Genomic DNA, 11,456 nt, shown 5'->3' with positions numbered 1-11,456 from the left:
GCCAACCTCACCGGAGCGCGCATCCATGGCCAACGGTCAAACCACCAAGCTCGCCGTGCTCATCGATGCCGACAACGCACAGCCGACGATCGCCGAAGGCCTGCTGGCCGAAGTCGCCAAATACGGCACCGCGCACGTCAAGCGCGCTTACGGCGACTGGACCAGTAATCACCTCAAAGGCTGGAAAGATCAGCTGCTCAAGCAATCGATCCAGCCCATCCAGCAATTCGGCTACACCAGCGGCAAGAACGCCACGGATTCGGCCATGATCATCGACGCGATGGATCTGCTGTATTCCGGGCGTTTCGATGGATTCTGCATTGTCTCCAGCGACAGCGATTTCACCCGCTTGGCAGCACGCATTCGCGAATCGGGCCTGATCGTCTACGGCTTCGGCGAACGCAAAACACCGGAACCTTTCGTCGCGGCCTGCGACAAGTTCATCTATACCGAAATCCTCAGCGCCAAGCCTGATGAAGAACAGCCGCTGAAACCTCGCACCACTGCACAGCTGAAACAGGACAGCGGGCTGATCAACTTGCTGCGCAATGCCATCGATGCTGCTTCCGATGACGACGACGACAGCTGGGCAGGTTTGGGCGGCGTGGGTTCCATCATTACCAAGCAGCGCCCCAATTTCGACTCGCGCAGCTACGGCTACGGCAAGCTGAGTGAATTGATCGACGCGATCAAACTGTTCGAGGTGGATCGCCGCAGTCCCGGCGACGGCCGCCCCAAGGCGATCTACGTACGCAACAAGAAGAAGCCGGTGGCGCGTGAATAGCAGCGCAACTCTGCTCGATACCTTGAGGCGCGCACTGCGTGCGCACCCCGATGGACTGCTCTGCGTCGCCTACAGTGGCGGTTCCGATTCCACCGCTTTGTTGCACGCACTTGCCAGCCTGCCCGAAGCGCGCGCGCGCGGCTTGCGCGCCATGCATGTCGATCATGGGCTGCATGCGGAGAGTGCCCGCTGGGCAGCTCATTGCCGTGCCTTCAGCGCAACGCTTGGACTTCACTGCGATGTACATGTCGCCAAGGTAGCGCTTGATGGCGGCATCGGCCTGGAAGCTGCCGCAAGACACGCTCGCTATGCGATCTTCGCCGGGTACCTGCAAGCTGGCGAACGCCTGGTTTTTGGCCATCATCAGGATGACCAGGTCGAAACGGTGCTGCTGAAGCTGCTACGCGGTGCCGGCCCGGAAGGTCTGGGCGGTATGCGCGAAGAGCGTGCACTGGGTAACGGCATGCTCTGGCGGCCATTGCTGAGCTTGCCGCGACAGCTGCTGCGCGATTACGTCGATGCGCATGCATTACCGTTCATCCACGATCCTTCGAACGACGACAAGCGGCTGGCGCGCAACCATCTGCGCCATGACGTCATACCGCTACTGACATCGCATTGGCCACAAGCCCCCGTGTCCATCACGCATAGCGCCGCACTGTGCCGAGCAGCCGCCGACGCCTTGCAGCAAGAATGGCTGACTGCGCTCCGCAGCTTGCACGACAAAGTCACCAACAGCCTCGACGCGCCGGGCTGGCTGGCCCTGCCGGCCGCCTTGCGCGATCCGTTACTGGCGCATTGGCTGCACACGCAGGGCCTGCCTGCGCCGACCACCGCGCAACGCCAGCAGATCGAGCGCCAATGCACTGCGCAAGAAGGCCAGCTGCCTTGTATCCAGTGGCCCGGCGCCGAGCTGCATGTGTGGAAAAACCGGTTATGGGCGATGGCGCCGCGTAACCCGGCCGAGTGGCCCGGCGAACTGCGCTGGCAAGGCGAGCCACTGGCGCTGCCCGGTGGCGGCTCGCTCACGCTGGAACCTGATGCGCGGCTGCCGGTCGCGCTCAGCCTGCGCCGCCGCCAGGGTGGCGAGCGGATCAAACCTTTTGCCGACCGGCATACCCGCGACCTGCGTTCACTATTCCAGACCGGCGCCATTCCGCCATGGCAGCGCGACACCTGCCCGCTGCTCTACCAAGGCGAAGAGCTGATTGCCGTCGCCGACCGCTGGCTGAGCGAACGCGCCGAGCTTATGTTCCGTCAGGCTGGCGCGCGTCCACGATGGGTCCCTTCGCGGCCGCCCCGGTGACGCGGCGGTTGACGAAATACATCAACACGAAAGACATCAAGGTCGTGCACACCAGCACGTCGCCCAGTACATCGAAATGCAGCAGCCGGCCGTCATCGAGCTGCTTCACCACCATGCCCCCCGCCATCGCGGCCAGCCCGCCCGACATCTGCTGCAACGACGAACTGATCGACATATACGCGCCGCGATCCGCCGGCTTGGGCAAGGCCGACATCAGCGCTGACGAAGAAATCATGCGCGAGAAAATGCCGATCTGCAGCAGCGCGCTTATCGTGATCAAGGTCCACAACGACACGTTGGACAGGCGCGTATAGATCAGCACCATCACGATCGTTGCCGCGCAGCCGAAGGCGAACACGCGGAACTTGCCGAATGTGTCGCTGGCGCGGCCGATCACCGGCCCCATGATCGCTGACACCGACCCGGTGATCAGGTACACCACCGAGAGCTGATCGATCGAAATGCCGACGTTATGCACCACGAACAACGTGGAGTACGGCATCAACAGGAAGCCACCCATGGTCAGCAGTGCCGTGGTGACAAACCCCACCAGGTAGGAACGCGTGGTGAGGGTTTGCAGCAAATGATGCAGTGGGCTTCTATCCGGGTGCAGCGTCAGATGCGCATTGACCGGGCGCAGCCGCCCCAGGATCGTCGATCCGACCACCGCACACACCGCCACGATCAGGAAAAACGGCGCATTCCAGCCCCAACGGCTGGACAACGCCAGGCTCAATGGCAGACCCAGCACGGTACTGGCCGCGAACGCCGATTGAATGAAACCCATCACGCGGCCACGCATCGACAGCGGAAACAGATCGGTGACGATGGCCATCGATGCCGCACCCACCACGCCCGCAAAAAGCCCGGTTACCATGCGCGCCAGCAGCAGCGCGGTATAGCTGTGCGCCAGGGCGCAGCACAAGGTGCCGGCCATGAAACCGGTATAAAAGAACAGCAAAAGTTTCTTGCGGTCGAAACGGTCGGCAAACCCCGCCGCCAGAATGCCTGACACACCGGCACTGAACGCGTAGGCCGACACGACCTCGCCAAATTGCTCAGGCGTGATCTTCAAGGCTGGAATGACGATCGCACCGAGCGGCGCCAGCAGCATGAAATCCAGCACGATGGTGAACTGCAGGAACGCCAGGACGCCCACGACGAATTTCTGATAGCCGGAAAAACCCGTGCCGCCCGGCTCAGCGGCATGCAACGACGAAACACTGCTCACAAAGACTCCGTTGGCGAACAGCTAGCGAGGTCCGCACAGTATTGGGGAATGATCGCAAGATATAATTTCGATATATCGATTTCAAGTGCCTGCCAGGCATCGGGCCGCAGAAACATACCTGACACAATGTCTTGCGACAGCCGGCTGGCCCCGTGCAGCGATTGATTCCGACCCTGCGCTGCGCTAGCGTTGCCGCCCATGGCCAAGTCCTCTTCCGCTCCCGCTGAAACCGCACCCGTCGCCGATTTCGAGCATTCGCTCGACGAACTCGAGCAACTGGTCGCGCGCATGGAAGGCGGCGACATGAGCCTCGACGAATCACTGAGCGCTTTTGAACGCGGCATCGGCCTGTATCGCCATTGTCAGCAGGCCCTCGACCAAGCGGAACTCCGCGTACGCCTGCTGCTCGACCCCGATGCTCCTGACGCCGCCGAGCCATTTGAACCAGAAGCCTGAGCTTAGCCCAGCCCTGCGAACCCTGATCGCTCGCGCCGAGCGAGCGCTCGCCGACGTACTGCCCCCGGAAGATCTGCCGCCGATCGAACTGCACCGCGCGATGCGCTATGCGGCACTGGGCAGCGGCAAGCGGCTGCGCCCGCTGCTCACTTACGCCGCCGGTCACGCCCTGGGCTACGACGGCCCCGAACTGGATGCACCGGCCTGCGCGGTGGAACTGATCCACGCCTACTCGCTGGTGCATGACGACCTGCCCGCCATGGACGACGACGCGCTGCGCCGCGGCCGTCCGACCTGTCACATCGTGTTCGGCGAGGCGATGGCGATTCTGGCCGGCGACGCCCTGCAAGCGCTTGCCTTCGAGATACTCGCCCGCGGCAACACGTTGCGCGGCATGCAGATGCTCAGCGTGCTCGGCCACGCCTGCGGCGCGGAAGGCATGGCGGGTGGCCAGGCGCTTGATCTGACCGCGACCGGACGTGTGCTCAGCCTCGCCGAACTCGAACACATGCATGCCTGCAAGACGGGGGCACTGATCCGCGCTGCGGTTCGCCTGGGCGCATTGACCGCGCATGCTGACGCACGTGCACAGGAAGCACTGGATCGTTATGCCAGTGCCGCAGGGCTCGCCTTCCAGATCCGCGATGACATTCTCGATGTGGAAGGCGAATCCAGCGTGATCGGCAAAACCGTCGGGAAAGATGCTGCTGCGGGCAAACCCACGTTTCCGTCGATCATCGGCTTGCAGGCCTCGCATACACGTCTTGCCGAGCTGACAGACATGGCACTCGACGCCATTGCGCCGTTCGGCGAAGCCGGCGTATGGCTGGAAGAGCTCGCGCGTTACGTCGCGCACCGCATTCGTTAGCCTCTCCCGCGCACATAAAAAAAGCCCGCGTCGCCGCGGGCTTTTTCATTGGCAGTGGGCACAACAATTACAGCTCAGTTTACCAGTCGCAGCGCGAATGGGTAGCGGTAATGTCCATCCGAACTGACTTTCACCGCAGCGATGATGCAGAAGATCAGGTTGACCAGCCACAGCACTCCCATCAGCAGGAAGCCGATAAGAATGATCTGCAGCACCCAGCACACCACCCATGCCAGCAGCATGGTGATCTGGAAGTTCAGGGCTTCCTTGGCTTCGCCGGCGAGATAGGTCTTGTCAGGGCGATCCCTGTGCATCAGCCACACAATCAGCGGCACGATGATGTAAAGCACAAAACCCGAAAGATGCGTAAGCATCGCCAGGTTGCGGTCATTACTCGATGCAACAGGTTCGGACGAGGGTGTGACCTGGTCGGACGGTGTGCTCATAAAGCTACCTCCTTGGTGACTAAACCTTGCCTTTCCACTCTCCGCAGTCCGCGGCGAGCGTGTCAAGTGCCGTTACTTGATCAACCTCAACGTGAACGGATAGCGGTAACGCACGCCGTCATTGGCCTTGACCGCCGCCACGATGGTCGACACCAGCCAGCCAACGCCAATCACCACCCACATGGGAATGGCGATGATCAAACCGATACCGAACGTAATGGCTGACAAAAACACCAGTGCGAGCGTGGTGATGGCGACGCTGAGATTGAAGTTCAGCGCTTCCTTCGCCTGATCGTTGACGAAAGGCATGCTGTCTTTCTTGATCAACCAGACGATCAACGGACCGACGAAACAGGCAAAGCCGCCACCGTGCGACGAACTCACCAGAGCACCCAGCAGGGCCGAAAGATGAGCCACCATCGCCCACGTGCGTTCCTGCGCCGGAACATCACTGGTATCGCTTGGTGGCGGTACAACAGACTCGGGCGGAATGCTCATACGCACCTCCTTTCAAGTCACGCAAGCACTCTCTTGTGCCGCATGGACGCATCCTAGCAGGGCGTTCAGAAGTCTGTTGTGAAGCCGGTTACTCGCCCGCGATCGTCATGCTGCCCAGCAGGATCGAGCCGGTAAGCAGATGCGAGCGCTTGTCCACATCGCTACCTACCGCCTGGATGCCCGCGAACATCTCGCGCAGATTCGCCGCGATGGTGATCTCTTCCACCGGATAGACGATTTCGCCGTTTTCCACCCAAAAGCCCGAGGCGCCGCGCGAGTAATCACCGGTAATGGCATTCACGCCCTGCCCCATCACTTCGGTCACCAGCAGACCGGTGCCCAGCCGCTGCAGCATGCCCTGGAAATCAAGCGGAACACCGCCATCGGCATGACCGGGAGCGACCACCAGGTTATGAATGCCGCCGGCATTGCCGGTCGATTCCAGTCCCAGCTTGCGGGCGGAATAGCTGCCAAGGACATAACGCGCCAGCACGCCGTTTTCGACCAGGACCCTATCGCGGGTTGCCACACCTTCGGCGTCGAACGCGCCAGAGCCTTGCCCGCGCAGCAGATGCGGGAGCTCCATGATCGAGAGCCAGCTCGGCATGATCTGCTTGCCCGCATGGTCGACCAGGAAACTGGCGCGACGGTAAAGTGCGCCACCGCTCACCGCGCCGACCATATGTCCGATCAGTCCGCGCGCGATCTCCGGCGCAAACAGCACCGGACTTTGCCGGGTCGACAGGCGCCGCGCGCCGACACGCGCCAGGGTGCGCTCCGCCGCCTTGTCACCAAGCTCCCGGGCGCTCATGAAGTCATTCGCGCTACGCACGCTGTCGTACCAGTAATCACGCTGCATGCCGGCTTCGTCGCCCGCAATCAGCGACAACGACAAGGAATGCCGTGTCCCGCGTTCGCGCCCGACAAAGCCATGCGAATTGGCGTAGACGGAAACGCTCTCGCCCATCTGCACACCGGCGCCGTCCGAATTGGTGATGCCGGCATGCGCACGGCCCGCCGCTTCAATCTGCTGTCCGAGTGCAATCGCTTCGCTGGTATCGATGGCCCAGGGATGCCACAGGTCAAGCTCCGGAAACTGCGTGGCCATGCGCGCGGCATCGGCCAGGCCGGCGGCCGGGTCTTCCTCGGTATAACGCGCAATGGCGCAGGCCTGGTCCAGGGTGGCCTGGATCGAATCGGCATTCAGATCGGCCGTGCTGGCCGAACCCTTGCGCTGGCCAAAGTACACGGTCAGCCCAAAACCACGATCGCGCGTATGTTCGACCGTCTCCACCTCACCCAGGCGCACATTCACACTGAGGCCGGTATCGATGCTGGCCGACACCTCGGCCTGGCTGGCGCCCGCTGCGCGAGCACGGCGGATAACGTCCTCGGCCAGTTCGGCCAATCGGTCGAGTTCGCGCCGGCTGGCGTCCTGGCTGATCGCAACTTCGCTCACGTGGTTTTCCTGAAGGACTGACGGTGACAAACGGGTACAATAACCCGACATGGGGCCGCCCAGACCCATTGCCAATGCTCATTCGTAAAGGTTGCCACAGGAGCGGCCATGTCCATAGCCACCGGCATCTATCGTCACTACAAAGGTCAGAGCTATCGCGTGCTGGGCACCGCCTATCACAGCGAAACGATGGAAGAACTGGTCGTCTACCAGGCGCTTTACGGCGACTTCGGCCTCTGGGTACGCCCAGCCACCATGTTTGCCGAAACCGTGGAACTGGATGGCGAACCGATCCCGCGCTTCGCCCTGGTCGAAGCCCAGCCCGGCGAAACCAGACCCAGACTCTGACCGGATAATCCCGTGAACCGCACTTACACCGACGACCCCGATCACGACTACGGCCCCACCCGCACACAACAGCGCCGCGATGCGCTGGCGGTACTGACGTTCGCCACCCAGCTATCGGAATTGCCGCAAAGCAAACTCGCGCGCGCCGATCTGCCGGAAGACGTACTGCGCGAAATCGACAACCTGCGCCGCATCACCTCGCACATCGCGCGCAAGCGCCAGCTTGGCTTCCTGGCCAAGGTGATGCGCCGTCACGATGACGAAGCTTTCGAGACGGCCAAGGCACTGCTTGGCGAAAACCGCGACCAGCAGCGCAAAGAGACCGCGGCGATGCATCGGCTGGAAGCGCTGCGCGACAAGCTGCTCGATAGCGACGATGCCTTGCAGGAGTTGATCGATCAGCACCCGGATATCGATCGCCAGCATGTGCGCGCGCTGATTCGCCAGGCACGCGCCGAACGCGATGGCAACAAGGCGCCGCGGGCTTATCGCGAAATATTCCAGTTGCTGAAGCAGCTTAGCGCCGACGCTGACGGTGCATGAGCTAGTTGGGTTAGCGTAGCGTCCGATCTGTTTTTGGCATGGCTGTGCGTTTCGTGAATGCCACCATTGCCTGCGGCGCTTTCGGTCCCTAAAGGGCCCGAGTCACTTTTCTTTGCTGGCCCAAAGAAAAGTAACCCAAAGAAATGGCCTCAAGAACTCGTGGCACGGTGCAGGTTACAAGCCTGAACGATTACGCCATGCCCTGTTGGTTAACAGGCCACGCTTACACAGTGCCGCTATACCGCGAGGCGTCGAAGCGGTGAGGCGATAAAACAAAGACGGGAAAGCTCGACTTATCGCCGCGCGAGCTTTAAGCCCTCAGCGCCTCGATGCTCGCGGTATAGCGGGAGCGCATAACCATTGGCGATTAACTATTCCATCGCCGCCATCGCTCAGGCTTTTATCCCTCCCGCGCACGAGCCTTTCAGGCCATTTCTTTGGGTTACTTTTCTTTGGGCCAGCAAAGAAAAGTGACTCGGCCTTTAGGCCGAAAGCGCCGCAGGCAATGTTTCAGTTGACGAAATGCACAGCGATGCGACTCAACACCAAGCTCAAGCACTTGTTGAGTTGAGGTTGGGTTAGAAGATCCGTTGGGTTACGCCGCGCTAACCCAACCTACCCAATCTACTCATCGCGCGAAAAATCTTCCGGCTATTGAAGCAGGCCATCGCGGTCGGAACGGACGACACGGCGCCAATGGAAGACATCTAGACAACTTTCGAAGACGCCCGTTTTCCAGCGAGCAGTGATTGTCTGTTGATGACAACAAATGGCGCCTCTCGCACAACAAACATCATCCAACCCCTACATACAGCGAACGCGCCACTTCATTACTCTATTGGGGTCATCAACGCAGTTAGCGAAACAGCCAACGCTGGTGACCCAGGCAGCCATGCTTGGAGGCGCGGATCGTGAGAGTGGACGCTCCCACGACCCGCTAAATCACAAACAACTGAAAGAGAGTTGCTCATGATCTCCCAACATCATACGGCACCGCCGCGCCCCTCGGATTGCAACGATTCCGAATCTGGCCCCACCTTAAACCTCGACGGCACGCTCCCACCGCGGAGTTCGGGTCGGGAAATGCGGCAAATCCCCACATCCAGGCAGGCTGACATTGCGCTAGCGGTGCTTGTGGCTGAAGGCAAAGGCCGGGTGGACAACGCCTTCACATCCCATCGCACTGGCGAACGCAACGGCCTGCACGCCGCCCCTCACTTCCTGCATCACCGCGTCGACACGCACACCCCAGCGTAGGGTGGATTAACGCGTGTACGTATGAGGGCGGCCATGTTGGTTCGCTGAGTCAGGACAGTGCGCCATTTTCGGCACGTTGAGTGACAACAACGTGCCGCTTTTTTGGAATGGTTGAAGTGCGATGACGATCGCTACCGGAAAAGGCATCCTTGCACACGTTGCGTGAGTGCAGCCTCACCCCATCAACTCAAGGCCTCGCATGCCAGGGCTCGACTGTTCCGACCACGTGGCAGGCGGCGTTCTCCCGCACAGCGTCGATCACACCGTTGACGATTTCATCGTTATGCAGCCAACGCGAACCCTGCTCATCGGCGACAAAGCCAAGCACGATCTGATGGTAAGCAAGCTCGGGCAATGCATCGTAATAACGGCGTTGTTGCACCAATGATGCGCTTGGGCTTGCACTCGCACTGCCCAGTACATGGAAAAACTGCACGGGTTGACCGTACGCCGCCAGTTGCGCAGCAAGCGCCAGCGCCGGCGCTTCCGTGTGCACCCACGCAAGCACCATCTCCGGCACACCGAACTTCTTTACGCTACTGCGAATGGCTGCACTGAAGGCCTGCTGCGATCGGTAGTCGACCGCGGTCGTCGCGACCTCAAGCGCATCCGGCAAACCTTGTCGCAGCGACAATAACGAGGCTTCGGTGTGCGCGAACAGCGAAACGGCACCGGCGCGTGCCGCTATAAAACGCGAGGCACCAGCAAGCATGCCGGTGCCTCCAATAATCATCGCGTGTCGCCACCTCATGCGGCGTTCCCAGTATCAACTCAGGATGCGGTGCCGCCCACCGTCATGCTTTCCACGCGCAGCGTCGGTTGACCCACACCCACCGGCACGCTCTGCCCATCCTTGCCGCACACGCCGATGCCTTCATCAAGCGCGAGATCGTTGCCGATCATCGACACCCGCGTGAGCACATCCGGGCCGCTGCCGATCAGCGTCGCGCCTTTCACCGGCGCGGTGACCTTGCCGTCTTCGATCAGATAGGCCTCGCTGGCGGAGAACACGAACTTGCCGTTGGTGATGTCGACCTGGCCGCCACCGAAGTTCACGGCATACAGCCCCTTCTTCACCGAGCGGATGATGTCCTGCGGATCGTGCTGGCCGGCCAGCATATAGGTGTTGGTCATGCGCGGCATCGGCAATTGCGCGAAGGATTCGCGACGACCGTTGCCGGTGGGTGCCATGCCCATCAGGCGCGCATTGAGCTTGTCCTGCATGTAGCCCTTGAGAATGCCGTCTTCGATCAGGGTCGTGCATTCAGTCGGCGTGCCTTCGTCGTCGATGCTGAGCGAACCGCGGCGTCCCGGCAGCGTGCCATCGTCCACCACGGTGACGCCCGGTGCGGCCACGCGCTGGCCGATGCGGCCGGCAAACGCCGAACTGCCCTTGCGATTGAAATCGCCTTCCAGCCCGTGACCGATGGCTTCGTGCAACAACACGCCGGGCCAGCCTGGGCCAAGCACCACGGTCATCGTGCCGGCCGGTGCATCCACCGCATCCAGATTCACCAGGGCCTGACGCACGGCCTCATCAGCGAAGGCCATCGCACGACCGTTTTCCAGCAGCTCGCGATAACCGTAGCGCCCACCGCCGCCGGCATAGCCCTGCTCGCGGCGACCGCTCTGCTCGACGATCACCTGTACGCTCAAGCGCACCAGCGGGCGCACGTCGGCGGCTAGCGTGCCGTCGGAAGCGGCTATCAGCACGGTATCGAGCGTGGCGTTCAAGCTGACAATCACCTGCTTCACGCGCGGATCGCGTGCGCGCGCATACGCATCCACCTCGCGCAACACGGCGATCTTGTCGGGATTGGGCAGGCTGTCGACCGGATCAATCGCCGGATAAAGCGACTTGGCGCCATGCAGCGCCAGCGGCTTGCCGGCACCGTTGCCGCCGTGCGCGATGGCGCGGGCCGCCTTGGAGGCTTCCAGCAACTGCGGCAGCACGATCTCGTCGGAATAGGCAAAACCCGTTTTCTCGCCGCTGATCGCCCGCACACCCACGCCTTGCTCGATGGAGTGGCTGCCGTCCTTGACGATGCCCTCTTCCAGCACCCAGGCCTCGCTGCGCGAATGCTGGAAATACAGGTCGGCGGCATCAATGGCGGGCCCCATGAGCTGCGTGAACACGCGATCGAGGTCGCCGGTGGCCAGGCCACCGGGGCTAAGCAGGCGACTCTCGGCCTGTGCGATCAGGGAATTCATGTGTTGGCTACCGTGATAGTGCGATTGAACTGATAAAAGTGAGGGCGAA

The 11,456-nt window shown here is 61.6% G+C and carries 12 protein-coding genes; 6 read left to right on the top strand and 6 right to left on the bottom strand.

Features of this window, described 5'->3' with window-relative positions; genetic code table 11:
* Positions 1-25 precede the first annotated feature (25 nt).
* Together ISP19_RS17705 and tilS are read left to right on the top strand one after the other, a co-directional pair.
* Positions 26-784, top strand: a complete 759-nt coding sequence (locus ISP19_RS17705; RefSeq protein WP_204683717.1) for an NYN domain-containing protein — start codon at positions 26-28, stop codon at positions 782-784.
* Positions 777-2,090, top strand: a complete 1,314-nt coding sequence (gene tilS / locus ISP19_RS17700) for a tRNA lysidine(34) synthetase TilS (RefSeq protein WP_284385213.1) — start codon at positions 777-779, stop codon at positions 2,088-2,090. Before ISP19_RS17705 ends, tilS begins: the two co-directional genes overlap by 8 nt.
* Here tilS and ISP19_RS17695 read toward each other — a convergent pair.
* On the bottom strand, positions 2,032-3,321 hold the full coding sequence (locus tag ISP19_RS17695; protein ID WP_204683716.1) for an MFS transporter: 1,290 nt from the start codon (positions 3,319-3,321) through the stop codon (positions 2,032-2,034). The two genes, tilS and ISP19_RS17695, sit on opposite strands and share 59 nt — an antisense overlap.
* 198 nt (positions 3,322-3,519) lie before the next feature.
* Here ISP19_RS17695 and ISP19_RS17690 point away from each other — a divergent pair, with 198 nt between their 5' ends.
* Positions 3,520-3,777, top strand: coding sequence for an exodeoxyribonuclease VII small subunit (locus ISP19_RS17690; RefSeq protein WP_204683715.1), 258 nt, complete (start codon positions 3,520-3,522; stop codon positions 3,775-3,777).
* Entirely contained in the window at positions 3,761-4,645 is an 885-nt protein-coding gene (locus tag ISP19_RS17685) for a polyprenyl synthetase family protein (protein ID WP_338082391.1), read from the top strand. The genes ISP19_RS17690 and ISP19_RS17685 overlap by 17 nt, the downstream gene beginning before the upstream one ends.
* 74 nt (positions 4,646-4,719) lie before the next feature.
* Here ISP19_RS17685 and ISP19_RS17680 read toward each other — a convergent pair whose 3' ends face one another.
* From ISP19_RS17680 to pmbA, 3 genes are all read right to left on the bottom strand, one after another.
* Complete coding sequence (locus ISP19_RS17680) at positions 4,720-5,091, bottom strand: DUF4870 domain-containing protein (RefSeq protein WP_239556894.1); 372 nt, start codon at positions 5,089-5,091, stop codon at positions 4,720-4,722.
* Between the two features lie 72 nt (positions 5,092-5,163).
* Positions 5,164-5,589, bottom strand: a complete 426-nt coding sequence (locus ISP19_RS17675; protein WP_239556893.1) for a DUF4870 domain-containing protein — start codon at positions 5,587-5,589, stop codon at positions 5,164-5,166.
* Positions 5,590-5,677: 88 nt separating this feature from the next.
* Positions 5,678-7,048 (bottom strand): metalloprotease PmbA, encoded by a 1,371-nt coding sequence (pmbA, locus tag ISP19_RS17670; protein ID WP_284385214.1) that lies wholly within the window; start codon positions 7,046-7,048, stop codon positions 5,678-5,680.
* Between the two features lie 108 nt (positions 7,049-7,156).
* Between pmbA and ISP19_RS17665 the strand changes: the two genes are divergently transcribed.
* Together ISP19_RS17665 and yjgA are read left to right on the top strand one after the other, a co-directional pair.
* Positions 7,157-7,396, top strand: a complete 240-nt coding sequence (locus ISP19_RS17665) for a DUF1653 domain-containing protein (protein WP_204683712.1) — start codon at positions 7,157-7,159, stop codon at positions 7,394-7,396.
* A 12-nt stretch (positions 7,397-7,408) separates the two neighbouring features.
* Positions 7,409-7,939: a ribosome biogenesis factor YjgA gene (yjgA, locus tag ISP19_RS17660; protein ID WP_204683711.1), complete on the top strand. Its 531-nt coding sequence runs from the start codon at positions 7,409-7,411 to the stop codon at positions 7,937-7,939.
* Between the two features lie 1,444 nt (positions 7,940-9,383).
* Here yjgA and ISP19_RS17655 read toward each other — a convergent pair.
* Positions 9,384-9,908, bottom strand: a complete 525-nt coding sequence (locus tag ISP19_RS17655; RefSeq protein WP_204683710.1) for a Rossmann-fold NAD(P)-binding domain-containing protein — start codon at positions 9,906-9,908, stop codon at positions 9,384-9,386.
* A gap of 59 nt (positions 9,909-9,967) precedes the next feature.
* Positions 9,968-11,407: a metalloprotease TldD gene (gene tldD / locus ISP19_RS17650; RefSeq protein ID WP_204683709.1), complete on the bottom strand. Its 1,440-nt coding sequence runs from the start codon at positions 11,405-11,407 to the stop codon at positions 9,968-9,970.
* Positions 11,408-11,456 lie beyond the last annotated feature (49 nt).

It is taken from the genome of Dyella flava (genome assembly GCF_016904955.1).
In the GTDB taxonomy this organism is placed as follows: Bacteria; Pseudomonadota; Gammaproteobacteria; order Xanthomonadales; family Rhodanobacteraceae; genus Dyella_B; species Dyella_B flava.
This window is presented reverse-complemented; position numbering and strand designations above follow the sequence as displayed.

What these genes read in the sequence shown, in the direction of transcription:
- ISP19_RS17665 (WP_204683712.1), top strand. Translation starts at nt 7,157, where the DNA reads ATGTCCATAGCCACCGGCATCTATCGTCACTACAAAGGTCAGAGCTAT.
- ISP19_RS17675 (WP_239556893.1), bottom strand. Translation starts at nt 5,589, where the DNA reads ATGAGCATTCCGCCCGAGTCTGTTGTACCGCCACCAAGCGATACCAGT.
- tldD (WP_204683709.1), bottom strand. Translation starts at nt 11,407, where the DNA reads ATGAATTCCCTGATCGCACAGGCCGAGAGTCGCCTGCTTAGCCCCGGT.
- ISP19_RS17705 (WP_204683717.1), top strand. Translation starts at nt 26, where the DNA reads ATGGCCAACGGTCAAACCACCAAGCTCGCCGTGCTCATCGATGCCGAC.
- ISP19_RS17655 (WP_204683710.1), bottom strand. Translation starts at nt 9,908, where the DNA reads ATGCTTGCTGGTGCCTCGCGTTTTATAGCGGCACGCGCCGGTGCCGTT.
- ISP19_RS17690 (WP_204683715.1), top strand. Translation starts at nt 3,520, where the DNA reads ATGGCCAAGTCCTCTTCCGCTCCCGCTGAAACCGCACCCGTCGCCGAT.
- ISP19_RS17680 (WP_239556894.1), bottom strand. Translation starts at nt 5,091, where the DNA reads ATGAGCACACCGTCCGACCAGGTCACACCCTCGTCCGAACCTGTTGCA.